Below are 26,306 nucleotides of genomic sequence, written 5' to 3'. Positions count from 1 at the left end.
AGGATGTCCGAAGCCAAGAGTCGCGATTCGGACAAATTTTGGATGAACGTTAAACAGCCCCGCCCAGCAAGGGTTGCGGGCGTCCGGCATGTCATTTCCGCATATCGACTTACTTTATTCTGCCTCAGGTCTCGCAGTGGGTTTCCTGGTCGGCCTGACGGGCGTCGGCGGCGGCTCCCTGATGACCCCGCTGCTCGTCCTGCTGTTCGGCATACATCCGGCGACCGCCGTCGGCACCGATCTGCTGTACGCCACCGCGACCAAGACGGCCGGCACGCTCGTGCACGGCATCAAGGGTTCGGTCGACTGGCGCATCACCGGCCGTCTCGCGGCGGGCAGCGTGCCCGCTGCGGCCATCACACTCTACTTTCTGCACGAACACGGTTTGACAGCGCCGGGCACCGCGCGGCTCATCCAGCTGATACTCGGCACCGCGCTCCTCATCACGGCGGTTTCGCTGATCTTCCGGCCGCAACTCGCGCGCCTTGCCTACAAAAAGGGACATGGCCGCCCCGAACACCCGACGCGTACCGCCGCGTGGACCGTCTTCACCGGCGCGATTCTCGGCCTGCTGGTCTCGATCACTTCCGTGGGCGCAGGCGCAATCGGCGTGACTGTACTTCTGCTGCTGTATCCGCGTCTAGCGACGGCGCGCATCGTCGGCTCGGACGTGGCTCACGCGGTGCCGCTCACGCTGATTGCCGGCACTGGCCATTGGATGCTCGGCTCAGTCGACTGGTCCTTGCTCGCCTCGCTCCTCGTGGGCTCGATTCCCGGCATCGCCCTTGGCAGCATGCTGTCGACCAAGGCGCCGGAAGCGTTACTCCGTCACGTTCTCGCCGCGACGCTCGTTCTCGTCGGAGCAAAGCTCGTGTTCAGTTGATGTTAGTCACGGTCGTTCGCGCTTTCCAGTCGGCCAAAAGACATAGGCCGATTCGTACGATATTCCTGTTTTTTGCCTATGTCGTTCGGCCGGGTTTCCCGCGGCGGGACGATGCGGCATCATCCCCACTCAGTTGAGCCGCACGCAGAGCGGTTCAAGTCGGGGCGCCGGTAACGGGCGCGTCATCTTTCGGCGTCGATCATGCAGCGTGCGTCAACGGGCGTGGGCCGCATATTCACGAGGAGTCAGGCGATGAATGAAAACGATCATCCGCAGCACGAGCTTCCTTCCGGCAACGATACGCCAGCAGGCGACGCACCCGCCGACCCCGCGCGGCGGCGGCTGCTCGCCGCGGGCGTGGGCCTGGCGGGGCTGTCGCTCGGCGGGTGCAATCTGTTCGAAAACAAGCCGACCACCCCGAAAACTGCCGCCGATATCGCACTCGACCGCACGCTCGCCGCGAAAGTGCAGCACATCGTCGTGATTTACGCGGAAAACCGCAGCTTCACGAATCTCTACGGCAACTATCCGGGCGTGCAATATCCGCTGTCGGCGGTGCCGGCATCGCACTACACGCAACTCGATCGCGATGGCGTCACGCCCATGCCCACGCTGCCGAAAATCTGGGGCGGGCTTGTGCCGCAGGCGCAGGAAGTCGACGGCAAGCGCTACGCGATCACCGAGCAGCAGATCATCGATCTGCGCAACGCGCCCTTCCAGATCGCAGACGCGCACGGTGCGCCGCTGCCCAATTCCGTCATCACGCGCGATCTCGTGCATCGGTTCTATCAGAATCAGATGCAGATCAACGCAGGGCGCAACAACCAGTTCGCGGCGTGGGGCGATTCGGGCGGCCTCGTCATGGGGCACTACCAAAACTCACCCGAAACGCTGAAACTTTGGGGGCTCGCGCAGCAATACACGCTCTGCGACAACTTCTTCATGTCGGCGTTCGGCGGCTCCTGGCTGAACCACATCTTCCTCATTTCCGCGCAGGCGCCCTTCTATCCCGATGTCAAAGGCAGCCCGGCTGCGAAGCTGCTCGCGGTCGTCGAAGGCGACGATCCTGCCGGTTCGCGCCTGAAGCTCGCCCCGGATTCGCCCAAATCCGCGCTCGAGGGCCCGCCGAAGTACGTGCGCGACGGCGCGCTCACGGCGGACGGATACGCCGTCAACACCATGTTCCCGCCGTATCAGCCGAGCAACGTGCCGCCTCCGCAAGGCGGCGACTCGCGCTATGCGGACCGCTCGAACGCGCTGGTATTGCCGCCGCAGACGTACGCGACGATCGGCGACCGCCTGTCGGACAAGAACGTCGATTGGGCGTGGTACAGCGGCGCGTGGCAGTACGCACTGGAACATCGGGACACCGGCGCGGTGCCGGACTTCCAGTACCACCATCAACCGTTCAATTACTTCGCCAACTTTGCGCCGGGCACGGCCGCACGGGCGCAGCATTTGCGCGACGCGGGACTTGGCGACGATCCGTCGACGAACAAGCTGCTCGCGGACATCGACGCGGGCCGCCTTCCTGCCGTCACGTTCTACAAGCCCCAGGGCAATCTCAACATGCACGCGGGCTATGCGGATGTCGCTTCGGGCGATCGGCATATTTCGAACGTGATCGAGCGTCTGCGGCGCGGGCCGCAATGGGAGAACACCGTGGTGATCGTCACCGTCGACGAAAACGGCGGCTGGTGGGACCACGTCTCGCCGCCGAAGGGCGATCGCTGGGGGCCCGGTTCGCGCATCCCGGCACTCGTGATTTCGCCGTTCGCGAAGAAGGGCTACGTCGATCACACCGTGTATGACACGAACTCGATCCTGCGCTTCATCTCGCGCGTGCACGATCTCGCGCCGCTGGACGGCGTGGCCGCGCGGGATCGCGCGTTCGCCGCAAGCGGTCAGGCGCCGCTCGGCGACCTGACAAAATCGCTCGATCTCGCGTAACGGCTAGACGCGTTCGACCCACGCTCGCGCGGAAATTTCCAGCAGATAGCCGTAGTGCAGCGCGCCGACCGGCACGACGGCGCGTGCCGGTTTCCAGGCGCCGAAGTGACGCGCGTAGATCTCGTTGAACGCTTTCCAGTGTTCGACGCCGACGAGATACACCGTCACCTCGATGCAATCCGCGAGGCTCGCACCCGCGGCTTCGAGCACGGTGCGCAGATTCGAAAGCGTCTGTTCGGCCTGCTCGTCGAACGGGAGATCGCCGGTATGCGTGCCGTCCGCGCGCATCGGCAATTGACCCGAAACGCAGACGAGATTGCCGGCGCGCGTCGCGTGGCTGTAGTGTCCGGCGGGAATCGGCAGGCCCGGAGCGTTGATGAGTTCGATCGGTGGCATCGTCGGTCGCGTTGGGTGGATGGCCTCGGATTATTGATTCCGAGTCAAGTTTCATTTGAGACTATCACCGTTTTTGCGAAAGTCGAAGCGGCTCATACTGTGTTCATCGCAGTTTGAACATTCAACGGAGCAAGAACATGGACGTTTTCATCACGGGCGCGGGCGGTTTCATCGGCGGCTCGATCGCGGCGGGACTCGCGCGGAACGGACATCGCGTGCGCGGCCTCATCCGTCGCGCGGAACAGGCCGACGAACTGAAACGCCTGAACATCGAACCGGTGATCGGCAGTCTCGACGACGCGGCCTTGCTCGCCGCCGAAGCGCACGCGGCCGATGCCGTCATCAACGCGGCGAGCAGCGATCATCGCGGCGCGGTCGAAACGCTGATCGGCGCGCTCGAAGGCACGAACAAGCCGTTTCTGCATACGAGCGGATCGAGCATCGTCGGCGACGCATCGGGCGGCGAGGCATCGGAGAAGATCTATACCGAGGACGACCTGCCGGAGCCGACGCCCGACAAGGCGCCGCGCGTAGCGATCGACAATCTCGTGCTCGACGCCGCCAAGCGTGGCGTGCGCTCGACGGTGCTCTGCAACACGCTGATCTACGGCCACGGCGCGGTGCGCGATACCGCGAGCGTGCAGTTGCCGCGTCTGGAACGACAGGCGCGCAAGAGCGGCATCGTGCGCCATGTGGGGCGTGGCCTCAACATCTGGTCGAACGTGCATATCGACGATGTCGTGACCATCTATCGGCTCGCGCTCGAAAAGTCGCCTGCGGGCACGTTCTACTTCGTCGAAAGCGGCGAGGCGCAATTCCGCGACATGACCGTCGCGATGGCGAAGGCGCTCGATCTGCGCGGGCCGGAAGACTGGCCGCTCGAAGAAGCGATCAAGGAATGGGGCTACGAGATGGCCTCGTACGGCCTCGGCTCGAACAGCCGCGTGCGCAGCAAGCGCACCCGCGAGATTCTGGGCTGGCAACCGTCGCGCACGTCGGTGGTCGAATGGATCGAGAAGGAATTGACTGCTTGAGTGAATTTAGCGCGGCAAATTGGCTTGACCAATTTGCCGCGCCTACCGCTTCGCGCAATTACTGCAGCGCGGCCGCGAACTTTTCGATTTCCGCTTCCGGCATGCCCGATTTCGTCGCCGAATCGCGGATTTGCTGCCACGTCGTCGGATCGATTGCGATGCCGTTCGCGCCGCGGTCCGCACGACGCGCCTCTTCCGGCTCGCCCGGCGCGTAGATCGCATCGACGCCTTCCGCGCGCGGCGACGCCTTCATCCATTCGAGGAACGCTTCGGCCTCTGCTTGCGCGGCGGGCGCATCGAACGCGTTCGGATCGACGATCACCGAAGTCATGCAGTTGATGATCGCACTCGATTTCTCCAGCGTCTCTTCGTGCGTCGTGTAGCCGCCCGAGAGCGCGCCGCCGAAGATCTCGCACAGCGCGGCCAGGCCCGAACCCTTGTGCAGGCCGAACGCGGTGAGCGAGCCGAACGGCTCCTCGTGCATCACCTTCGGCTCGATCGTCGGCTTGCCCTCATGATCGAGCAACATGCCCGGCGCGACCTTTACGCCCTTGTTGTAGGCGACGCGCGTCTTGCCGTACGCGATGCCCGCCGTCGCGAAATCGAGCACGAGCGGGCTCTTGCCGTCGCGCGGATAGGCTGCGCAGAACGGATTCGTGCCGAAGCGCCGGTCGATGCCGCCGAAGGGCGCGACGAGCGGATCGCCCGCCACGTTCACGAAGTGGAACGATACGAGTCCGGCCTTCGCGCACTGTTCCGCCCAGTGGCCGATACGCCCGATGTGGTGCGCGTTGCGCAAGCCGACCGCGCATACGCCGAGCTTCTTCGCGCGCTCGATGCCGTGCTCCATCGCCTCGTAGGCGACGACCTGACCGAAGCCCTTGCGGCCGTCGACGGTCAGCACCGCGCCCGCATCGCGCACGATTTCGGCGTGCGTGTTGAGCTGCAACTGACCTTCGGAGAGCGACGCGACATAGCGCGGGATCATGCCGACGCCGTGGGAATCGTGGCCCGAAAGGTTCGACATCACGAGGTGATCCGCGACCAGTTCCGCCTCGCGCGGCGCGCTGCCGGCCGACTCCCAGATGGCGCGGACGTACGCGTGCAGCGTGTCGGCGGCGATGCGCCGTTCAGTGGCGGATGGGGTGGACGTGGGGGATGCATTCATTGCGACACTCGTCTCCATAGTTGATGGCTCGCGCTCTGCTTTTCGAGATGCGCGCGGATTATCACTTTACAGACGATCAACTGGCCTTACCACTTTGTTTTTACGAAATCGCTGAAATCGGCCGAAAAAAAGCCCGGATGAACCGGGCTTTCTCCAGACAGAAGTTCGGCCGCCCGGCCTCAGGGCGCTGCCGCGATGACCTCGGCCACCGACGCCGTCAGCTTCTTCGCGTACGGCACGTGCAGGAATTCGTTCGGACCGTGCGCGTTCGATTTCGGACCGAGCACGCCGCACACCATGAATTGCGAGCGCGGGAAGCCTTCCTTGAGCGTATTCATCAGCGGAATCGTGCCGCCCTGCCCGATGTATGCGACATCCGCGCCGAAGTGCCGTTTCGACGCCTCATTCAGCGACGAGCGCAGCCACGGCGCGAGATCCGGCGCATTCCAGCCCGTCGCCGCGCCCGCTTCGGGCTTGAACGTCACCTTGGCGTTGTACGGCGGATCCATTTCGAGCAGCCGCTGCAGGCGGACGATCGCACTGGCAGCGTCGACGAGCGGCGGCAAGCGCAGCGACAGCTTGAACGCCGTGCGCGGCGCAAGCACGTTGCCGGCATCGGCCAGCGGCGGCAGGCCCGACGCGCCCGTCACCGTGAGCGACGGCCGCCAGGTCGAATTGAGCAGTGCCTCGCGCGGATCGGTCGTCGTGGGCAGAACGCTGCCGCCATCGGCGCCGCACGCCCACGGCAGCTTCTTCCAGACATCGTCGCCGAGAATGCGCGCGGTCATTTCGGCTTCGCGCCGGCGCAGCATCGGAATCGGGCAATGAAAACTTTCCGGCAGCAGATTGCCGGTGCTCGAATCTTCGAGGCGCTCGAACAGTTGCCGCAAGATTCGAAATGCCGACGGCGCGATGCCGCCATAGCCGCCCGAGTGAATGCCCTCGTCCAGCACCTGCACTTCGAGATCGCCGGCGACGAGGCCGCGCAGGGACGTCGTGAGCCAGAGCTGATCGTAATTGCCCGCGCCGGAATCGAGACAGATCACGAGGCCGACATCCCCGAGCCGGTCGCGCAAGGCATCGATATACGGCAAAAGATCGTAGCTGCCCGATTCCTCGCACGTCTCGATGATGCCGACGCAACGCGGACGCTCGACGCCCTGCGCATCCAGCGCCGCCAGCGCGGTGATGCTCGCGTAGGTCGCGTAGCCGTCGTCGGCGCCGCCGCGGCCGTACAGTTTGTCGTCTTCGAGCTTGGGCGTCCACGGACCGAGATCGCTGCGCCAGCCTTCGAATTCCGGCTGCTTGTCCAAATGGCCATACAGCACGACTGTTTCGGTGCTGCCCGAGCGCGTGGCGGGGGCCTCGAAGAAAATGACCGGCGTGCGCTCCGGCAAGCGGACGATTTCGACCTTCAGGCCTTTGACCGGCTGCGTCCTGATCCAGTCGACGGCGTCCGTGACCACGCGTTCGATGAAGCCGTGACGCGCCCAGTCGCTGTCGAACATCGGGCTTTTCGCGGGCACGGCGATGTAGTCCGTCAGCGCGGGCACGATTTCGTCATTCCATTTGCGATCCACGAAATCCCGCAGCGCGACGGAATCGAGCCGTACTGCTTCGTCGTGATGCGTGCTGTCGCCGATAGTCATGACTGTGTTTCCCTTCGAGGCAAACTTCCATCATAGACGGGATTTGCCCGCGGTTCGACCGCCACCGCGCCGCGCGCGCACGTTTTCCGCGACTTTTTTCAACGTTTCGGCGCGCCCGGCCCTCCGTCGCGCGTTCCCGAAACGACGACGCGCGTCACCGCCGGATCGGAGTCGATCGACTGTTCGGTGAAGGGAAAGCGCGCCCAGCGTTTCGCCGCGAACGCGCGCGTCGCGTCGCCCGAATGGGGCGATGCCGGATCGTCCGATTCGGAGTGCGACAGCATCGTGTCGGCTTCGACGCCGTTTTCGCCGAAGGTGACGACTTGCACGTAGCTGTCGCCCTGGCCGCTTGAGTCCATCGGATAGCCCTTGGGATCGAGCGGACGCCGCGCGCAGACGATCGTGAAATAGCCCGCTTCGTCGCAGCCGCCGTAAAGCGGCACGCGCGCGCCGTTGCGCGTCGTGTAGAGGATGTCGCCGCGCCGCGAATCGAGCGCGAAGCCGTTCAGCTTCAGCGCGAGCGCCGCGCCGCCCAGCGCCTGACGCAAGTCCTGCACGACGGCAGGATTGTCGATGTTGAAGCCGCCCGGCGTCGCGAGCGGTTTGTTCGGATCGAAGCCGGATTCGTACAGGCGCTCGGGCGCGATCTGCATCGCGCGCTGCCAGAACTCGTCCCACAGGTTCGCGCCGCGCGCGTCGATATCCGCCGTGCCGTTCCACTTGCGCAACACCTCGCAGGCTTCGTGCAGCGGCCCGCCCGCTTCATTCACCGTGCACACGGCGTCGAGCAGCGGCCGGCGGAACAGCCGCTCGGACATCGAGTGCGTCTCGAGCACCGCCGATTCGAGCGCCTCGCGCGTCACGCCGCCGCGTTCGCGCTGCAGACGCGCCGCGAGCAGATGGCCGTAGCGCGTGCGCAGCGATTGTTCGACGCGCGCCGCGCCCGCAATACGCGCATAGCCAGACATCGGCGCATTCGCATTGGTGAGCCAGTAGCTGTCGTTGAAGTTGCCGACGTAGTCGCCGCGCACGGCGCTCGGCAGTTGCTCCAGCGGCAACGCGCCCGGCTGCGCGCTCGTCGCATCGACGCGCCACGCGCACGCGCTTTTCGAGCCGTCGAGGAACGGCACGCCCGGCGCGCGGGCCGCGAACGCGCGTCCGGCGGGCGGCGTGCACGATTGCGCGAGCGCGTCAGGCACGTTCGGGATCGGGCCGATGTCCGCGAACCAGACGCGCACGTCGTCGCGACCGATCGCGAACGTGTTGACCCACGGCATGCCGGCGTAGCGCTTCTGGATCGCCATGAAATCGGCGAGCGAGCGCGCCTGATTCCACGCGAAGAAGTTCTGAAAGGCGCGCGTGTTGTCGACGTTCACGTCCGCGATCGCGAAGGCGGTTTGCGCGGTCCAGCCGAGGCCTTGCGCCATCGCGGACAGATCGACGACCGGCCCGAAGCGCGTCCTGTACAGCGTGCGCGACACGGACTCATACGTGCCGTCGGCGCGGCGCGCGCGCACGGTGAGCGGCACGGGCGTCATCGCTTCGCTCTGGCCATCGACGAGATAGCGCGTCGGATCGGCGGGATCGAGCGTCAACTGAAAGATGCCGAAACGCCGCGCGCTCGACACCGTATGCGTCCACGCGATGTTTTCGTTGAAGCCGAGGACGATCAGCGGCACGCCGAGAAAGGACACGCCCGCGACGTTCATCTGGCCGGGAATCGTCAGTTGCGCCTGATAGAAACGGTCCGGGCCGCGCCAGAACCAGTGCGGATTGCCGAACAGGATGCTGCGCCGGTCGCGCGTGATCTGCGCGCCGAACGCGAGCGCATTGCTGCCGATGCCCGGATTTTCGCCTATCGGAAACCGCAGCGAATCGAGCGCGGTCCGCGCGGCGTCGGCGTCGGCGTTGTCGCCGCGCGGGGCCGCCGCGCCCGGTTTCGGCGGATGCGCCAGCGCGATCGGTGTCACGAAACGCGCCGAGCCGCCCGCGAGATTCGCCGCGATCAGACGCAGGTAGATATCGTCGGCGCTGATCTTGTCGACCCACGGCTTGCCCCGGCACGCCGCATGTGCCTCGGGAAATTTGCCGGCGTTGAGGTCGTCGAGATAGCGGTCGTAGCCGTTCGCGAAGCCGTCGATGAGATCGCGCAATTCGGGCGATTGCGCCGCACGGTAACGCTCGACGGCCGCCTGATCGCCGACCAGACGAAAGAAGAAATCGGCGTCGATGTTGCGCGGCTGACCGAACGTCGCCGCCGACGTCGGGCGTGCATCCGCGCCGAAATACGCCGAGCGCTCGCCGCGATACGTGACGAAGCCATCGGCGAGCGTGCAGAGATTGTCCTGCGCCTGCGCGTAGCCGAAACCGAAGCCGAGGCTGCCCCAATCGGCCGCTCGGATATGCGGAATGCCGTCCTGCGTGCGGCGGATTTCGGCGTGCCAGGCTGTTTGAGCGCCGGACTCCGGCTGCTGGCCGGGCGCCGCGCAGCCGCCAAGCAAAGCGCTCGCGAGCGCAGCGGAGATCGCAAGGCTGACGATCTGATTCATCGCGTGAGTTCCTCGATCCGATCGACGTGATGACGGGGCGCAATCGCCGCCCCGCGCGCAGTATCGCATTGCGCATGACGCGCGCCGCAGCCAAAGTCTAGCCGCCCGCGTCCGCTCAGCGAAGCCGATGCACAATGAAGCGATGAACGATCCATCCCACCCCGCCGACGATCCTCGCCCGACGCCGCCCGAGCGTCCGCTGCCGGAAGACTGCTGCCGCAGCGGCTGCAATCAGTGCGTGTTCGAGTTGTACAGGGAAGCGCTGGAGCGCTACGAGGCCGACGTGCGCGCGTGGGAAGCGCGGCATGCGCAGGCTTCCCGTTCGTGAGTGACTCCGGCCGATTCGAGCAGGCAACCGGGCGCGGCGCTATGCTTGTGACCCCTGTCGCTGTCGAATCCGAACCTCAAGGAGCGCAACCCATGTCCCTCACGATGTATCGCGCATCGATTCCGGTCTTCATTCGCGGACTCGAAGTCTGCGCGGATCTGCTGAAGAAAGGCGCCGCCTTCGCCGATGAAAAAGGCCTCGCTCACGCCGATGTGATCAACGCGCGCCTCGCGCCCGACATGCTGCCGCTCGCCGCGCAGATCCAGCGCGCGAGCGACACGGCGAAGCTCTCGGCGGCGCGTCTCGCGGGCATCGAGGCGCCGCGCTTCGAGGACAACGAGGACAGCTTTCCGGCGCTGCAGGCGCGCATCGAGAAGACGATCGCGTTCCTGAAGAGCATCGACAAGGCTTCGCTCGCCGGCTGCGAAACGCGCACCGTCACGCTGAAATTCCCGGATTTCTCGCCTTCGTTCTCAGGCGACGATTATCTGTTCGGCTTCGGCTTGCCGAACTTCTATTTCCACGTCGTCACGACCCACGACATCCTGCGCCATCTCGGCGCGCCGATCGGCAAGCGGGATTATCTCGGCCCGCTCAAGTAAGCCGGTCGCGGCGCTGCGTTATTGCTGCCGCGCCGCGATCTGCTTGCGCCAGCCCGCGAGAATCCGCCGCGCGAGCACATCGTAGTCGCCGCCGAAGTGATGATCGCCCGGCAGCTTCACCACTTCGATGCCCGTCTTCGTCAGCGCGGGACACAGCGTGTCTTCTTCGTTCGCGCCGTAGATGCACTGCACCATCGATGGCGGCAGTTTGTCGAATTCCGGCCGCACCTTCAGCGCCTTGTCGCTCGCCTTCATGCCGAGCCAGCCCGTCACGCGAATCTGGAAGTCAGCGTCGGGCGCGAAGCCCATCAGCGAGATATACGACACCTGCGCGCGGACTGCGTCCGGCAGACGGTTGTACGCGAACGGCATCACGTCCGCGCCGAACGAATAGCCGACGAGCGCGACATGGCTCGTATGCCAGCGCGCGTTGTACGTGCGGATGATTCGCGCCAAATCGTCGGCGGTTTGCTGCGGCGACTTCTCGCTCCAGAAGTAACGCAGCGAGTCGACGCCGATCACCGACACGCCATCGCGTTGCAGCGCCAGCGCCATCGTTTTGTCGAGATCGCGCCAGCCGCCGTCGCCGGAAATCACGATCGCCAGCAAGTCGGTCGGTTGCGCGGCGCGCAGTTCGATCAGCGGGAGATCGGAGACATCGTTCTCGGTCGGACGCCCGGCTTTTTTCAGACGCGGCGCCGTCATCGCGACGAGCGCGTCGGCCTTCGAGCGGTTCGCTTCCAGCACGGCCGTGTATTCGAAGAAGCCCGGCAAACCCTTTGCGTGGATGATGGTCGCATCCGGCGCGCACGGATTGAAACGCGGGTCGAGCATCGGGTCGGCCGCAAGCGAGACCGCGCCCGCGACGGTGTTGTCCGGCGCCTGCTTCAGCGCGCTTTCCGCGACCATCGCGCCCTGCCCGCTGCCGACGAGAATCGGCGAAAAATATCGATTCGACTGAACGGTGCGTTCGAGCTGATGGCTCATGTTTTCCGCATCGCCGACGAGGTTGTGGCAGGACTTCTCGGTCTTGTCGGCGGCGAGGCGCGCGGCATAGCGCGGCGTGTCGACGCCGATGACCATCGCGCCCTTGGCGGCGAGCGCATCGGCGGCCTGCTGATCGGCCGGCGTCCAGCCGCTCTTCTCGGAAAACAGCACGACGAAGCCGGTCATGTCGCCCGCAGGCTTCGTGAGTTGGACTTGACCGTAACGTCCGCCGGAGATCGACTCGGCGGCATGCGCCATACCCGTCACGGACACACCACAGACGGCGGCCACCACGAGCGCCGCCGCTTTCTTGCAAAGGAATTTCATGAACGCCAGCCGCCCGCGAGGAGCGAAAGATCCGCCAAAGTGAAAAATACACCGACCGAGCCGGACGCCGCCAGATAGCGCGGCTCCCAGCGCGGCTGGAACTTGCTTTTGAATCCGCGCAGACCGCGGAAGTTGTAGAAACGGCCGCCGAAGCGCCACACCAGTCCGGCCATCCGATGCCACGGCGATGCGAGCGGCGTCGGCTCCATGCCCGACAGCGGCGCAATGCCGAGCGACAGCGACTTGAAACCCGCTTCCTTCAGATGCAGCGCGAGCTTGGTGAAGAGATATTCCATCGCATAGGGTGACGCGGCCGAAACATGGCGCATCACGCCGACGGTCGCTTCGGTGTTCATGTCGGTCGTCATGAAAGTGACGAACGCGACCGGCTCGCCCTGCTGGCGCACGAGCAGCACCGACTGCGCCGCGAGGTATTCCTCGTTGAACGCCGCGACCGAGAAGCTCTTCTCGCGCGCCGAGCGGCTGCCGAGCCAGTCGTCGGAGATGGCGCGCAACATCGGCATGCTTGCTCCGATGCGCTCCGGTCCGATGACTTCGGTGTCCAGACCGTCGCGCTCGCCGCGTTTGATCGCATAGCGCAAATGCGAGCGATGCGAGCCCTTCAGATCGAAGTCGGACAGAGCGACATGCGCTTCCTCGCCGAGCTTCATCAGCGTGAGGCCGGCGTCGAGATAGAGCGGCAGCGCATCGGCGCGCACCTGATAGAACGCCGCGCGGCCGTTGTGCGCGTGCGCGAGCTCGACGAACTTGCGGATCAGTTCGGCCCACTCGCGGCGCGGACCGACCGGATCGTGCAGCGCGGCCCACGTGCGGCCGTGTTTCGCGTACATCAGAAAGGCTTCGCGCGACTCGGAGAAGAGGAAGCTCTTGTCGCCCATCATCGCGAGGCCGGCGTCGCTGCGTTCCTGCGCGCGCAGGATGCGTGCGGCATCGGCGAGATCCTGCGGCGCGGGCTTCACGAAGCGGCCCGCCGCCGGGCGCAGAAGTTGCCACACCGCGAACGCGGACGCGAACAGCGCCGCCGCGAGCGTCGCGCGCAGCGCACGCGGGGCGCGCTCGTCGAATGCGAACTGCCACCAGAGATCGCGGCTATAAGGCACGTCGCGGAAGGCGAAGAACATGATCCACACGGCGAGCGCCATCACGACGCCGATCGAAATGAGCCACGTCGCGGTGAAACGCTCGGCGAAGAGCGATGAACGGCGATTGAAGCGCTCGCGCGTCAGGACGAGCAGCACGACGAGAAACGCGAGCACGCCCACTTCGACGAACGCGAGACCTTTCGCGAGCGACAGCGCGAGGTTGGCCACCGCGAGAATCAGCGCGAGCCACCAGGCGGCGTCGAGGCGGCGCATGAGACCGCGCGCGACGAACAGCAGCAGCACGCCGAGCACCGAGCCGAGCAGTTGCGAGCTTTCCAGCACCCAAAGCGGCACGATGGTCTGCAACAGCGCGATACGCATCTTGAACGCGGGCGTCGCGCCCGAGATGACGAGCATCGAGCCTGCCGCGAACGTGACGATCGACAGGAACAACGGCGCAAGCTGCGAAACGTGATGCGGGCTCAGAAAATTGAAGCGGCCTTTCAGCGCGCGGCCTTCGAAGGCGGCCATGACGCCGGCCGACAGGATCAGCGGCAAGCCGAAGTAGATCGCGCGATACGCGAGCAGCGCGGCGACGACGTCCGGCGTCTGTGCGCTGCCGCCGAGCGCGAAGACCATCGCCGCCTCGAACACGCCGACGCCGCCCGGCGTATGGCCGATCATGCCGAGCAGCATCGCCGCCGAGAAGACCGTCATGAATTTGCCGAAGCCGACCTGGGGATTCGGCAGGAGCGCCCAGAGCGCGAGTCCGGCGCCGAACACGTCGACGACGGCGAGCGCGGCCTGCGCGACGAAATCGCGGCGCGCCGGCACGGTGAACGACAGCCACTTCCAGCGCGAGTGCAAAGTGCGCGGCTCGCGGCCGCAGACGATGACCATCGCGGCGAAAACGGCGAGCAGCGCCGCGCCGGTCGCGCGCAACGCGGCCGGCGGCAGGTGCATCATGCCGGAGAGCGTCTCCGCGCCGAACACCATGCCGGCGGCGGCCATGAACGCGAGGGACAGCGCGAGCGTGATGCTCGTGAAAATCGTCAGACGGCCGACTTGCGCGGGCGTGACATCGGCCGCGCCGTACACGCGGCAACGCACTGCGCCGCCCGTCAGCGCGCCGAAACCGGTCACGTTGCCGAGCGCCGAACCGACCGTCGCGCCGACCCACAACAAAGAGCGCGGCACCGCGACGCCGATGTGACGCAGCCCCACGGCGTCACGCCCGACGAGCGCGGCGAAGCTAAGCGCGGTGGCGAACAGCGCGGCGAACCACGCTTGCGCCGTCATCATGCGCAGCGAGTGCATGACCGACTTGTAATCGACCGAGCGCGAAAGATGCTGGAAGACGACGAGCAGCAGCACGCAGATGACGACCGTGAGCACGGGCGCGGCGAGCCGCTGAAGATCGACGCCGCCGGACAAACGTCCGATCGGGGAAATGGCGCGAAGCCGGGCGAGCAACTTTGTGCGAGACATGCGTTCTATGAAACTGGCTCACGCTGCGTTTCGTCAGCGAATCGACGACGGCAACGGTACGTCAAGGTTATCGGGGTCCACGCATTGCCGGGACTTCGCGCGGACGGAGAGCGCCATTTCGGCTCCCGCCGCCCGCGCTCGCGCCATACAAAAGGCTTCAACGTGTGAAACGCCTATATAACGGCCATGGTTGACCCGACTTGACCAATATTGGGAAAACTACGGATCGAAAGCTTGCTTTCAGATCTGGCGCGGCGTTCCGGACGGCGCGACCGGCACGAACGAGCGGTCGCCCATGCTTTACGGTTTGTCAGGGAAACGGTTAGGATCGACGGCCGTGAAGCTTGTCGGGCATCGAATAGACGCGGGTCGGTAGCTTAAGCGGATACTACAGAAAAAGGCATCGGAATCATGAGAAAAACCACATCGATCTTGTTCGCCGCCATCGGCGCGTGCGCCCTGAGCGCCTGCGTTTCGACCGACGACGCCCTGCTCAAGACCGTCCCGTTCGGGTCGGGCACGTCGCAGTACAAGCCGTACGAGTTCATCCGCTGCGTGAAGGAAAAATGGACGCCGATCGCGCCGCGCGTGCGCGAATACTCGCCGAGCTCCGACACGCTGGCCGTCTCCGTGCCCAGCGGCGGCCTGACGAGCCAGTCACTGGTGCTCGTCATCGCGCAGGCGTCGGCGAACGGCACGGGCTACACGATCTACGGCGACATCGCGGCGGCCGGCCGCTACGTCACCGCGACGCACACCTGCGATTAAACCCGGTTTCCGCGCTTCAGGAGGGCTTGCCGTTGCGCATGTCGACGCCGGCGAGATGCGTCCCGACGACACGCCCGATCAGATAACCATCCGACGCGCACGCGTTGACGCGCTCCTTTCCTTCCCACTGGATCTTGTATTGATCGTCCTGGGAATGAACGGCCGATGCGTCGAACTTGCGCTTCGCCTTGCCGCCGTTGCGCACGTCTTCGCTGACGAGCCGGTTCCATGTCAGCGCATAGCCGTAGCGCACGCCGTCGGCGAACGCGTTGTCGTCGCAGACTTGCGATGGCGGCGTCGTCTTGAGCATCAGGTGATAGCCGTTCGCGGTGCCGACCATGATGCGCCTTTCCCCCGGCGGCGCCGGCGCGACGGGCGCCTTGACCGCCGCCTGAGCCGCTTGCGCGGCCGATGCCGCCGATGCCGCCGCGGCCGCGTCCGTGTCGTTCTGCTGCGGAAGCGGCGCACATGCGCCAAGAAGCAGCGCCGCTGTCACCGTGAATGCCGTGCCGGCGCCTTGCATTTTCGTGAACGTCATCCTGCGAATCACCTACGCTGACCCCATCTCAAATTTAGTCCGGGCTCTACCTTACCATCCCCGGGATGATTCATCGGACCGATGAAAAAAAGACGACGCGGACGCCCTTTCGGTGCGCCCGCGTCGAGGAAGAGAAACGGGAGGCTCAGGAGGCCGACGACGTATTGCTCATCGGCATTTCGATCCCGCGCCGCGCCATTTCGACGATTAGAAACGTTCGCCGCGTCACGTGAAAGCGCGCGAGCAGATCGCTCGAATATTCCTTCGCGGTGTTTTCGCTGATGTTCATCTTTCGCGCGATCGCCTTGTTCGACAGCCCTTGCAGCAGATAGCGCAGCGTCTCGGTGAGGCGCGGCGGCAGTTCGAGCGATTCGATCGTCACGCCCGCGTGCGGCGAAACCGGCTTCGGGCTGTGGCCGCCCTTGCCCAGCACCGTATTCGGCAAATAGACGCGCCCGTTCAGGATCGTTTTCAGCGCCTCGCGAAACACGCCCGCGCCCTGCTCGCTGCCCTTCGAGATGAATCCACACGCGCCGTTCTTGATGCATTCGAGCACCGTGTCGCGGTCATCCTGCGCCGACAGCATGATCGTCTGGACCTCGCGTTCTTCTTCGCGGATCCAGTTGAGCAGATCCCTGCCGGTCGCCTGGCCGCGCAAGTGGTAGTCGAGAAACATCAGATCGTAGGTATTGGCGGAAAGCTTGGCTTTCGCCTGCTCGACTCCATCGGCTTCGTCGATTTCGAGCAAAGGCTCGTTCGCCAGGATCAGGCTTTTCATCGCGCTCCTGGTGAGCCCTTCGTCCTCTACTAGCAACACAGTTTTGAAATAGCCATTTTCCATTGCGACGCTCCGAGAACGGTTCCGATATTACGCGCGCCTTGCCCGACTTCCACCCTCCTTTCGCAGGGATACATTCGGCAGTCTCCCAAAATCCCCCGCGTTCCCCTCCCGCGCCGGGTTTAGCGACCGGCACGTTCGGCCGAAACTGAACGCAGTCGAATCACCACGTAACCCAAAACGAGAATGGAGGATGAGATGTCAAGCCGTCTGGCCGCCAGCGAAAGCGAATTCGCATTGTGGCGCATCAAGCGGGCGCGTACCGGAGACGCATCGCGCCGTGTGCTGATCGCCCACAAGGACAAGTCGATCGGCGATTCGCTCGCCGTGCAACTTCGGCTCAAAGGCTTGCAGGTCATCCTTTCGCAGGATCTGAAATCGGTGCGCGCGCTGGTCAATAGCTGGCATCCGCACGCGCTGCTTCTCGACACGAGCCTTGACAACGAATCCGGCTACGTCTTTCTGCGCACGTTGAGTACGGACGGCGATGTCACCGGCCGCCTGCTCGTCGCGATGAGCAACGTGTGGCCCGCCGATCCGGTGCAGACGCTCAAGGACGCCGGTTTCGACGCCCATTGCCGCCGGCCTTGCGCGACGTGGCGCATCGTCGATCTCGTCGAATCGTTCTTTTCGATGCCGCTCACGCGCTGAGTCGATGGAGGTGCGCCATGAACACGGATATTTGCATCGTCGGGGGCGTGCTGCCCGCGAACGCATCGCGCTGCCGCGCGGTCCGCGAGCGCGCCTGTGTCGAAGCGCGCGTCAGGCGGCGGCGCCGTCGTGCCGGGCCGGGTTCGCGCCGGCTGCCATCGAGAGCGACGCCTGTATTTCACTACCTGGCTCGATGACGGCGATGCCCGTCCCGCGCAAGCCCTGCGCCGCGAGATTGAAGCCGTCGCTCACGTGCGACACCGGTTCGACGCACAGATAACCCGCCCCGGCCGGACAATGCACGACGACGTGACCGAGCGCGTCGTCGGCGATCAATCCGAGCGTGCGGCCGTCAGCGTAATGCAGCGTCGCACGGCCGTCCCAGCCGCTCAGATAGCGCGTGTACCCTTCCGTCTCGCGTTGGTGGAGAAGCGCGGGACGTTCGTCCGTCGGCTCGATCGCGATTTCGGCTTCGTGACGCCAATGCGTCGTCGTATGGAGTTCGGCTTCCAGCGCGCCGAAATACGGATGAAAACCGAGGCCGACCGGCATCGGGCTCGACGACCGGTTCGCGACACGCATCGACAGCCGCGCGCCATCCGCATTGGCCTCGATCAGTTGCACGGCCTCGAACGCCCACGGCCAGCCGTGCTCGCCCTCGCCATGCGTGTAACGCATCACGACGCAATCCGCCTCGTGCAACTCGACGCTCCACGCCGCGTACTGGCCGAATCCATGCAATGCGTGCGTCATGCCTGGAAACGTCGCCAGTTCGACGACGGAACCGTCCGGCGCGGGAAAACGCGCATCGCGCACGCGATTCGAAAACGGCACGAGCGGATAGCTGCCGCCCTTGGGCCACGCATCGCAAGACCAGCTCGCGACTGTCACCGGCGCGAGCCAGTCATGCAATCCGCGCGCATCCCGCGTGGCGAAGCGCGTGATGCGCCCGCCCGCCATCGGCGCAATTTCGATCACATGCGGCCCGCTCGCGATACTCAGGCGCCGTTCCGCGTTCAGCTCTCCAACTGCACGAAATTTCGTCACTGCTTCTGTTCCTTCACGCGCGACACGAGCTGCGTCGGGCTCACGAACTGCAACGCGATCAGCACCCAGATCATCGTGATGGCCATGTAGATCATCGCCATCGCGTCGATGGACTGCGGCGCGCGCACGCCCGTCGAGAACACCGCGTAGTACAGCGCGACGACGAGCGTCTGCGTCGTCGGACCGGCGGTGAAGAACGTCAGCTCGAACATGCCGATGGTCCGCACCAGCACCAGCAAGCCGGCAGCCAGCATGCCCGGCACGAGCAGCGGCAGCAGCACGTAGCGGAAATACTTCGCCGTGTTCGCGCCGAAGATGCGCGCGGCCGATTCCAGATTCGGATCGATCTGCTCGATGAACGGTGTCATCACGAGAATGACGAACGGCAGCGCAGGCACCAGGTTCGCGAGGATCACGCCGGTCAGCGTGCCCGCGAGATGGAACTTGTACATGACCGTCGCCATCGGGATGCCGTAGGTCACGGGCGGCACCATCAGCGGCAGCAGGAAGACGAGCATCGCGAAACGCTTGCCGGGAAATTGCACGCGGGCGAGCGCATACGCGGCGGGCACGCCGAGCGCGATCGACAGCAGCACGACCGCGCCGACCACTTCGAGCGTCACGAGCAGCACGCTCGAAAGCTGGAAGTCGCTCCACGCCTGCGCGTACCAGTGCAGCGTGAAGCCCTGCGGCAGCAGCGTGCCGAACCAGCGCGTCGCCACCGAATTCACGGCGACCGTCGCGATCAGCAGCAGCACGTTGACGAGGAAGAAGGCCATCGTCGTCCAGACGAAGAACTTCCATAGCCTGGCGCGCAGGCTCGCTTGCTGTTTCATCTTTTTGCCCGTGCTTCGAGTCGGGGCGCCGGCCTGCCAGCCGGACGCCGCGCGGTTATCGGTCGTCATTATCCCTTGCCTCCCGTCACCGGACCCGTATAGAAGAAGCGGCGCGCGCCGAGCATGCCGCCGACCACGAGCAACTGCACGAAGCCCATCACGATCGCGATGGTCGATGCGAGCGCGTAGTCGTAGTTTTCGAACGCAGCCTCCGATGCGGCGATCGAGATCACGCGCGTCGGGCCGGCCGGCGCGCCGAGCAGCACCGCCGACGGAAACACCGAGAACGCCTGCACGAACGAGAGACACGCGGTCATCGTGAGGCCGGGCAACAGCAAGGGCAGATAGATCTGACGGAACTGCTGCCACGGATTCGCGCCGAGCGTGGCCGCCGCGCGCGCGAGCGTCGGATCGATGCCGGTCACGTACGAAAGCGTCAGCAGAAACGCGAACGGAAATCCCGACACGATCAGCGAAATCAGCACGCCCCAGTAGTTGTGCGTGAGACGCACTTCATCGCCGTAGAGATGCAGCGCCTGCAACGCCTGCGGGAACCAGCCGTTCGGACTGAAGTACGTGAGCATGCCGTCGGCGATCAGCACGGTGCCGAGCGTCACCGGCACGACGAGCAGCGTCGTCGCGAACTTCTGCCACGGCGACGTGCGGCGCAGCGCGAACGCGACGGGCACCGATACGCCGACGTTGATGATCGTCGCGGGCACGGCGAGCTTGAGCGTGACGATGATCGTCGGCCACATCGACGAATCGGTGAAGAACGTGACGTAGTTCGCCCATATGCCGCCGCCGTTCATCGGATTGAACGACAGCATCAGCCCGTAGGCGAACGGATAGATGAACAGCGCGAGAATGAAGACGAGCGCGGGCGCTACGAGCCAGCCCTTCGGATCGCGCTGCGCGGGAAGCGCGATCATTTTTCTTCTCCGTACACGAGCGTCTTCGAAGGCGCGACGCGCAGCGTGATGCGCTCGCCTTCGCTGCATTCGCCCGCGATGCGCGCCCAGAGCTTGCCGAACGCCGTATCGATGATGATGAGCGAATCGCGTCCGCCGTACTCGACGACTTCGACGTGCGCGTCGAACGCGTTTTCCGTGCCGGGCGCGACGCGCTCCATGTCTTCCGGACGCAGCGCGACCGCAACGCGCTTGCTGTCGAAGCCTTCCATCGGCGTGCCGAGCAGCCTGACGCCGTTCGCGTTCACCGCGACGCAATCGCCCTGCGTGCCTTCGAGCGTCGCCTGCACGACATTGCGAAAGCCCATGAACCGCGCGACGTGCAGGTTCTTGGGACGCGAATAGACTTCCTTCGGCGACGCGACCTGCTGCACGACGCCCTCTTTCATCACGACGATGCGATCGGCCATCGAGAGCGCTTCGTCCTGATCGTGCGTGACGTAGATCGTCGCGCGCTCCAGCTTGCCGTGGATGCGGCGAATCTCGGCGCGCATTTCGATGCGCAACTTGGTGTCGAGGTTAGAGAGCGGCTCGTCCATCAAAACGAGCGGCGGTTCGATGACGATCGCGCGCGCGATCGCCACGCGCTGTTGCTGGCCGCCGGAAAGCTGACCGGGCAGCTTGGCGTCGTGGCCGATCAGTTGCACGAGTTGCAACGCGGCTTTCGCCCGCTTCGTCGCTTCGGCCTTGGATACCCCGCGCATCTTCAATCCGAAACCGACGTTGTCCAGCACCGACATGTGCGGAAAGAGCGCGTAGTTCTGAAAGACCATGCCGAAGCCGCGCTTTTCGGGCGGCAGCACGTCGATACGTTTGTCGTCGAGCCAGATGCCGCCGCCGGTCAACGGCTGCAATCCGGCGATGCAGTTCAGCGCGGTCGACTTGCCGCAGCCCGACGGTCCGAGCAGCGCGATGAACTCGCCGCGCTGGATGTTCAGATCGAGTCCCTTCAACGCCGCGAGTTGCTGACCTTCGGCGTTGGTGAAGCTGCGCGAGACCGAGTCGAGGCGCAACTGCTCAAAAGTGTGCTTCATGACATTTCCTGCGCTTTTTTGTACAAGCGGCGACGCTCCTCGCGAGGAACGTCGCCGTCTCATCACACCGATACGTCGACTTACTTCGTCTTCGCCGCGCCGATTTCGCGGTCCCATTTCTGGAACGCGGCGACCATCGCCTGCGCGTTCAGCGGCAGTACGTGGGGACGGTCGGCGAGGAGCTTCGCGTATTCCGGACGGCCGAACTTCTGGATGACTTCCTGGCTCTTCGCGGGCGCCATCGAGAGCGGCACGTCCTTCACCGCCGGGCCCGGATAGAAATAGCCATCGTCATATGTCAGCGCCTGCTGCGCCGGCTCGAGCATGAAGTTCATCAGCTTGTAGAGCACGTCGAGCTTTTCCTTCGGCACGCCTTTCGGAATCACCATGTAATGGGCGTCGTTGACCCACGTCATGTTGTCGAATGCGCCGACCTTGAATTCCGCCGGCACGATGCCGAGCGCGCGCGGATTGATGTCCCAGCCCGTCACGGTGACGGTCATGTCGCGCGTGCCTTCACCCAGCTCCTTCATCACGGCCGACGTGCCGCCCGGGTAGTACGGAATGCAGTCGTTCAGTTGCTTGAGGAACGCCCAGGTCTTGTCCCAGCCGTTGATCGGGTCCATCGGGTCCTTGTCGCCGAGCACGTACGGCAGGCCCATCAGGAAGGTGCGGCCCGGACCGGAGTTGGCCGGACGCGCGTAGATCAGCTTGTTCGGATGCGCCTTGCACCACGCGAGCAGTTGATCCGGCGTCTTGGGGACATCGGTGACTTTGGCCGGGTTGTATTCGAGCAGCGGACCCGCTGGCATGTACGTCACTTCCAGACCGTAGCCCTGCGCGATGTCCTGCATCTTGCGCGGACCGGGCGCGTACTTGTCGAGCACGCCGGGGAATGCCTTGGCGTTGTCGGGCAGAAGCTTCTCCCACAGACCTTGCTGAATGCCGGCCGCGAGCGCGTCGGTGCCCGTCACGACGAGGTCGATGTCCGAGCGCCCCGCCGCCTGCATCGCCTTGATCTTGCCCGGCAGTTGCGGCGCCGGCGCATTCGTGAACGTGATGCTGGACACGAGGTCCGGATACTTGGCCTTGAACGCCTCGAAGCCCTTTTGCGTCAGTTGCAGATTGCCTGCAACGTCGACGATGTTGATCGACACGGGATCGGCCGCGTGGGCCGCGCTCGTGCCGAAAGCCGCGCTCACGGCGACGCAAATCGCCGCCAGTTTCACTGACAGTCCTGCCTTGAAAGCCATGTTGTCTCCTCACTTCTCTCGCAACCGCTGGTCGGGAAGAGGTCCGGTCGGATCGTCGATGTTGTCGATTGTGTTGATCGCCGGCCTGTTTGTACTTCGTTCTGATTCTTGCGTGTCTATCGTGCGCGTGCGTCCTCGTTGCGGCTTGGATGCTGAAAAATAGCTAACGAGGTTATAGGATGTCAAGCAAATCGCAACCCGCCGATGCTGTTACCAACAGCCGAACCGGCTTTTTTCCTCTGCCGATAGCGCTTTGCAAGCCGTCTCGGGATATACCCCGAGCGCTTGTTACCTCCCGCTTTAACCTGTATTTAACTGGGGTTTCCTTCACGTTTCCCGGAGACGCGGAGGGTTTCATCGAATGCGAGCAGCGCGCGCGCTTCACGTTCGATGGCCGGCAAGGCAGCTTCAGGCGACGCGCTCAGCAACGGCAGTATCGGGCCCATGTCGGCGATGCCCGATAAGGTCACGGCGTCGTGCAGAACGCGGATCAGCGAGACTTCGTCGCGAAGGGTTTCGAGCGGCATAAAGTGCTCGTGGATGGAATCGGCCCCGGTGCCGCCTGCTTTTGCGGCGCGCAGCAGCGCCATCACTGCGTGCGGCGCGATGCATCCCGAGCCGGTCGTCCATGACGCGAGACCGAAGTCGCGCGTGTGAACCAGCGCGGGGCGCTCGCCCATGCCCGACACGACCTTCGACGCCGGCACGCTTTCGAGCAAGCGCCGCAGATAGCCGTCGTCCGCTGGATTGGCCCGCTGAATCGCGTATTTCACCGCGAGCAGCGTGCCGTCATCGACGAGGCCGGCAAGCCTGTCCACGTCGATGTAACTCTCGCTCTTGATATAGAGCGTGAACGGCATGCCGGCCACATCGGCAAGACGTCTGAGGCCGTGCGCGACGCCCTCCGGCGTGGTGAAACCCGCGAGCGGCAGGATCATCGCGGTGCGGTAGCCCGTCTGCGCGAGGATGCGCGCCTGATCGAGCATCTTCCCGTAGTCAGGGCCGATGGCCGGAATGACGCGAGTCCGCGGACCAGCCGACCCGGCCAGCATGTCAAGCAACTCCCGGAACTCGCTGACGGCGACGTGGTACAGATTCGCGTTGCCGCCGTAAAGCAGCGTGGACACGCCGCCGGCCTCGATGTGAGCGATCAGCCTGCGGTTGGCTTCGGGATCGAGCGAATAATCCGGGCGACGCGCCAGGGGCGGCACCGCCATGACGGATGCGGAAAACTCGCTGACGACGATGGGATCGGTATTCATGACGCCTCGCTGAATCGACGGAAAAGGTCCGCAGAAGGTAGCAAGGCGGGTTAAAGTTGTCAAGCAACTTTGCCGGGAGGGAGCCGGTTTATCGCAAGTTGGCTAAGGTTGTGTGACAACTGTCGGGTCGAAATTATTCACCGAACATGCGCTCGACCGCGTTCTCGAGGTGCGCCTTCATCGCTTGCCCGGCTCGGGCGGAATCGCGCGCGCGGATCGCTTCAAGGATTTCGCGATGCTCTCTCTGAACGAGACGCTGGCGTTCGAGCGTCTTCACGTACGACAGGTTGCGTGACAGGTTCATGCTGACTTCGACCTGTTCTTCGATGAACGACAGCACGGTGATGAAGAACTGATTTTTAGACGCTCGCGCGACCGCGAGATGAAACGCGAAATCGTCTTTCGCGCCGATGCCCTCCTGCGTTTCGACGACGCGTTCGAGCTGATCCCACGCGTCCTGAATCGCGCGGACGTCTTGCTCCTCGGCCTTGACGGCGGCCAGTTCCGCCGCGCCCGACTCCGTCACCACGCGAAATTCGTAGCAGCGACGAATGTCGGATAGCGTTTCCAGCGGAGCGAAGCGGCGCACGTCGGGATCGGGGCGGCGACCCACGATCGTTCCCGATCCGCGCCGCGTCACGATGATGCCGTCTGCGCGCAACCGCGCGAGCGCCTCGCGCACGGTCGGACGCGAGGTGGCGAATCGTTCCGCGAGCGCGTGTTCGGTGAGGAGCCGGTCGCCCTCCTTGAACTCGCCTTCGATGATGCTGTTGAGGATGTCGCTATAAATCCGGTCGGCGAGGCCGGATGACTTACGCTCGTTCATGTTCGCGCGTGACGTGCTTGTCAGGGTGGAGACCGATTGTAAGGCAAGATTTTGTCAGGCAGATTTTTCGCGCGAGGCACCGCAAGCCGCCTGTCCCATGCTCAGTATTTCACCGCACGCGAAGTGCGAGCGTTGAATGACATTTCGGCATGCGAAGCGATATTGCGCAGCGTAAACAAAAACGCGCCCGCGGTCTCCCGCAAGCGCGCTTCGGCCATCGCCATCGAAATTCAGATCGACAACAGCTTCCTCGCTTCCTTCGCCGTCGCCACCGGCCGACCGTACTCCGCGCATAACGACGCCACCCGGCTCACGAGTTGCGCATTGCTCTTCGCGAGCGTGTCCTTGTCCCAGCGCACGTTGTCTTCGAGTCCCGTTCGGCAATGTCCGCCCAATTGCAACGTCCAATGATTCACTTCGAGCTGATGGCGCCCGATGCCCGCAGCCGTCCACGTGGCATCCGGCAGATTCTTCTTCAACTGCTCGACCTCGAACTCGAGAATCTCGCGTCGCGCGGGCAATGCGTTCTTCACGCCGAGCACGAACTGAACGTGCACAGGCGATTTCAACAAACCCTGATTCACGAGATCGACGGTGCTATAGAGCATCGCCAGATCGAAGATCTCGATCTCGGGCTTCACGTTGTGATCGAGCATCGTCTGCGCGAGCGAGCGCACGAAATCGGGCGGATTCTCGTAGACGATCGTCGGAAAGTTGACCGATCCCGTCGCGAGCGACGCCATGTCAGGCTTCAAGTCCAGCATCGCGCCGCGCTGCTCGAACGAACGCCCGCGCCCGCCCGTCGAGAACTGGATGATGATGTCCGGGCAATGCTTGCGGATGCCTTCCTGCAATTCCGCGAACCTATGTCGGTCCGAGCTCGATCGTTCATCCTCGTCGCGCACATGCAGATGCACGAGCGTCGCGCCCGCTTCATACGCCTCGTGCGTGCTTTCGATCTGCTCGGCAATCGTGATCGGCACGGCAGGATTGTCTTTCTTGCGCGGCACCGAGCCGGTGATCGCAACCGATATGACGCAAGGTTCTTTCGTAGGGGATTGGGTCACGCTTCGCTCCTTGACGGCGCCATGCTTGAAACAACTTCGCGGAGATCGTATATGGCGCTCAAATTTGAACTAACTAGTACATTTGTGATGTTGAGGCATTCTCCGTGCCGCTGCAAGCCACGCAAACCCTAAGCTCTCGACGCGCGTTCGTACGACGAATCGGGCCGCTTGCCCCGCTACTGTCGCTGCGCATACTCGGCGAGCATTTTTCCGACCTGCTCGTCCGTGATCGCCGGCTTGATGTCGAACATGAACAAATCGGCCCATTCGTGCGCCCATTGCGCGAGCGGCTCGACGTTGTCGCATTCGCACACGGCGATACCCCAGATCGAACCGATCGCATGCCAGCGGCCCAGCAGATGAATGCCGTCGGGCGGCGCGCCGCGAGTTTGCAGGAATCGCTCGGCCGCGAGTCGTTCGGCCTCGGGTTGCGCAGTCCAGTTGACGATGAATAGCATGGCTCGATCCTCCTGTTGGAACGCCATGAAACGGCGCGACGCGCCGGGCTCGCCGCCGCATCGGCAGTTGCGCCGATGCGGTTCATCCAGTATAGGAGGCGGCCGTGGATCGCATTGATCAATGCATGACGACGACGGGCGTCGCGAGCACCGGCTGCGCGTAAGTCACTCTGACGGCAGGCGCAACTCCATACTAGGAGGCGGCCGTGGATCGCATTGATCAATGCATGACGACGACGGGCGTCGCGAGCACCGGCTGCGCGTAAGTCACTCTGACGGCAGGCGCAACTCCA

24 protein-coding genes are annotated in these 26,306 nt (G+C 64.4%); 7 read left to right on the top strand and 17 right to left on the bottom strand.

Annotated elements, in window-relative coordinates; translation table 11 throughout:
• The first annotated feature begins 88 nt into the window (after positions 1–88).
• Together QCE49_RS28760 and QCE49_RS28755 are read left to right on the top strand one after the other, a co-directional pair.
• Complete coding sequence (locus QCE49_RS28760; protein ID WP_175979322.1) at positions 89–883, top strand: sulfite exporter TauE/SafE family protein; 795 nt, start codon at positions 89–91, stop codon at positions 881–883.
• Between the two features lie 252 nt (positions 884–1,135).
• Positions 1,136–2,833 (top strand): acid phosphatase, encoded by a 1,698-nt coding sequence (locus QCE49_RS28755; RefSeq protein ID WP_008353396.1) that lies wholly within the window; start codon positions 1,136–1,138, stop codon positions 2,831–2,833.
• Positions 2,834–2,836: 3 nt separating this feature from the next.
• Here the strand turns inward: QCE49_RS28755 and QCE49_RS28750 are convergent, their stop codons facing one another.
• On the bottom strand, positions 2,837–3,229 hold the full coding sequence (locus tag QCE49_RS28750; protein WP_008353398.1) for a RidA family protein: 393 nt from the start codon (positions 3,227–3,229) through the stop codon (positions 2,837–2,839).
• 137 nt (positions 3,230–3,366) lie between these two features.
• On the opposite strand from QCE49_RS28750, the gene QCE49_RS28745 reads away from it, so the two are divergent.
• Complete coding sequence (locus QCE49_RS28745; RefSeq protein WP_250456744.1) at positions 3,367–4,263, top strand: NAD-dependent epimerase/dehydratase family protein; 897 nt, start codon at positions 3,367–3,369, stop codon at positions 4,261–4,263.
• A gap of 58 nt (positions 4,264–4,321) precedes the next feature.
• Here QCE49_RS28745 and QCE49_RS28740 read toward each other — a convergent pair whose 3' ends face one another.
• From QCE49_RS28740 to QCE49_RS28730, 3 genes are all read right to left on the bottom strand, one after another.
• On the bottom strand, positions 4,322–5,431 hold the full coding sequence (locus tag QCE49_RS28740; RefSeq protein ID WP_008353401.1) for a malate/lactate/ureidoglycolate dehydrogenase: 1,110 nt from the start codon (positions 5,429–5,431) through the stop codon (positions 4,322–4,324).
• 179 nt (positions 5,432–5,610) lie between these two features.
• Positions 5,611–7,080: a M20 family metallopeptidase gene (locus tag QCE49_RS28735; RefSeq protein WP_034471776.1), complete on the bottom strand. Its 1,470-nt coding sequence runs from the start codon at positions 7,078–7,080 to the stop codon at positions 5,611–5,613.
• A 98-nt stretch (positions 7,081–7,178) separates the two neighbouring features.
• On the bottom strand, positions 7,179–9,629 hold the full coding sequence (locus QCE49_RS28730) for a penicillin acylase family protein (RefSeq protein ID WP_250456743.1): 2,451 nt from the start codon (positions 9,627–9,629) through the stop codon (positions 7,179–7,181).
• A gap of 142 nt (positions 9,630–9,771) precedes the next feature.
• On the opposite strand from QCE49_RS28730, the gene QCE49_RS28725 reads away from it, so the two are divergent.
• Together QCE49_RS28725 and QCE49_RS28720 are read left to right on the top strand one after the other, a co-directional pair.
• Entirely contained in the window at positions 9,772–9,957 is a 186-nt protein-coding gene (locus tag QCE49_RS28725; RefSeq protein ID WP_235366212.1) for an oxidoreductase-like domain-containing protein, read from the top strand.
• A 92-nt stretch (positions 9,958–10,049) separates the two neighbouring features.
• Positions 10,050–10,559: a DUF1993 family protein gene (locus tag QCE49_RS28720; RefSeq protein ID WP_008353409.1), complete on the top strand. Its 510-nt coding sequence runs from the start codon at positions 10,050–10,052 to the stop codon at positions 10,557–10,559.
• 18 nt (positions 10,560–10,577) lie between these two features.
• On the opposite strand, the gene QCE49_RS28715 is transcribed toward QCE49_RS28720, so the two are convergent.
• Both QCE49_RS28715 and mprF read right to left on the bottom strand, forming a co-directional pair.
• Positions 10,578–11,873, bottom strand: coding sequence for a virulence factor family protein (locus QCE49_RS28715; protein ID WP_008353411.1), 1,296 nt, complete (start codon positions 11,871–11,873; stop codon positions 10,578–10,580).
• Entirely contained in the window at positions 11,870–14,464 is a 2,595-nt protein-coding gene (mprF, locus tag QCE49_RS28710; protein ID WP_250456742.1) for a bifunctional lysylphosphatidylglycerol flippase/synthetase MprF, read from the bottom strand. The genes QCE49_RS28715 and mprF overlap by 4 nt, the downstream gene beginning before the upstream one ends.
• A gap of 411 nt (positions 14,465–14,875) precedes the next feature.
• Here mprF and QCE49_RS28705 point away from each other — a divergent pair, with 411 nt between their 5' ends.
• Entirely contained in the window at positions 14,876–15,232 is a 357-nt protein-coding gene (locus tag QCE49_RS28705) for a hypothetical protein (protein ID WP_008353413.1), read from the top strand.
• 16 nt (positions 15,233–15,248) lie between these two features.
• Here the strand turns inward: QCE49_RS28705 and QCE49_RS28700 are convergent, their stop codons facing one another.
• Both QCE49_RS28700 and QCE49_RS28695 read right to left on the bottom strand, forming a co-directional pair.
• Positions 15,249–15,770: a hypothetical protein gene (locus QCE49_RS28700; RefSeq protein WP_008353414.1), complete on the bottom strand. Its 522-nt coding sequence runs from the start codon at positions 15,768–15,770 to the stop codon at positions 15,249–15,251.
• 145 nt (positions 15,771–15,915) lie between these two features.
• Positions 15,916–16,611, bottom strand: coding sequence for a response regulator transcription factor (locus tag QCE49_RS28695; protein WP_284508307.1), 696 nt, complete (start codon positions 16,609–16,611; stop codon positions 15,916–15,918).
• A gap of 195 nt (positions 16,612–16,806) precedes the next feature.
• Here QCE49_RS28695 and QCE49_RS28690 point away from each other — a divergent pair, with 195 nt between their 5' ends.
• Positions 16,807–17,259 (top strand): response regulator, encoded by a 453-nt coding sequence (locus tag QCE49_RS28690; RefSeq protein WP_008353416.1) that lies wholly within the window; start codon positions 16,807–16,809, stop codon positions 17,257–17,259.
• Positions 17,260–17,370: 111 nt separating this feature from the next.
• Here the strand turns inward: QCE49_RS28690 and QCE49_RS28685 are convergent, their stop codons facing one another.
• From QCE49_RS28685 to QCE49_RS28645, 9 genes are all read right to left on the bottom strand, one after another.
• Positions 17,371–18,306 (bottom strand): aldose epimerase, encoded by a 936-nt coding sequence (locus QCE49_RS28685; protein WP_250456740.1) that lies wholly within the window; start codon positions 18,304–18,306, stop codon positions 17,371–17,373.
• The gene (locus QCE49_RS28680) at positions 18,303–19,211 is read right to left on the bottom strand and encodes an ABC transporter permease (protein WP_250456739.1); all 909 of its coding nucleotides are present in this window, start codon (positions 19,209–19,211) and stop codon (positions 18,303–18,305) included. Before QCE49_RS28680 ends, QCE49_RS28685 begins: the two co-directional genes overlap by 4 nt.
• Positions 19,211–20,074, bottom strand: coding sequence for an ABC transporter permease (locus QCE49_RS28675; RefSeq protein WP_250440584.1), 864 nt, complete (start codon positions 20,072–20,074; stop codon positions 19,211–19,213). The genes QCE49_RS28680 and QCE49_RS28675 overlap by 1 nt, the downstream gene beginning before the upstream one ends.
• Positions 20,071–21,147 carry an ABC transporter ATP-binding protein gene (locus tag QCE49_RS28670; RefSeq protein ID WP_008353423.1) on the bottom strand — a complete coding sequence of 359 codons (1,077 nt, stop codon included), beginning with the start codon at positions 21,145–21,147 and terminating at the stop codon, positions 20,071–20,073. The genes QCE49_RS28675 and QCE49_RS28670 overlap by 4 nt, the downstream gene beginning before the upstream one ends.
• Positions 21,148–21,227: 80 nt before the next feature.
• Positions 21,228–22,400: an ABC transporter substrate-binding protein gene (locus QCE49_RS28665; protein WP_008353424.1), complete on the bottom strand. Its 1,173-nt coding sequence runs from the start codon at positions 22,398–22,400 to the stop codon at positions 21,228–21,230.
• Positions 22,401–22,711: 311 nt separating this feature from the next.
• Positions 22,712–23,662: a dihydrodipicolinate synthase family protein gene (locus QCE49_RS28660; protein WP_250456738.1), complete on the bottom strand. Its 951-nt coding sequence runs from the start codon at positions 23,660–23,662 to the stop codon at positions 22,712–22,714.
• 133 nt (positions 23,663–23,795) lie between these two features.
• Positions 23,796–24,488: a FadR/GntR family transcriptional regulator gene (locus QCE49_RS28655; RefSeq protein ID WP_250435735.1), complete on the bottom strand. Its 693-nt coding sequence runs from the start codon at positions 24,486–24,488 to the stop codon at positions 23,796–23,798.
• 230 nt (positions 24,489–24,718) lie between these two features.
• Positions 24,719–25,555, bottom strand: coding sequence for a 3-keto-5-aminohexanoate cleavage protein (locus QCE49_RS28650; RefSeq protein ID WP_008353428.1), 837 nt, complete (start codon positions 25,553–25,555; stop codon positions 24,719–24,721).
• Between the two features lie 176 nt (positions 25,556–25,731).
• Positions 25,732–26,013 carry a DUF3303 domain-containing protein gene (locus QCE49_RS28645; RefSeq protein WP_008353429.1) on the bottom strand — a complete coding sequence of 94 codons (282 nt, stop codon included), beginning with the start codon at positions 26,011–26,013 and terminating at the stop codon, positions 25,732–25,734.
• Positions 26,014–26,306: the final 293 nt, after the last annotated feature.

The organism is Caballeronia sp. LZ008, from assembly GCF_031451435.1.
In the GTDB taxonomy this organism is placed as follows: Bacteria; Pseudomonadota; Gammaproteobacteria; order Burkholderiales; family Burkholderiaceae; genus Caballeronia; species Caballeronia zhejiangensis.
The sequence above is the reverse complement of the archived record's forward strand: the minus strand, read 5'-3'. Positions and strand labels throughout refer to the sequence as shown.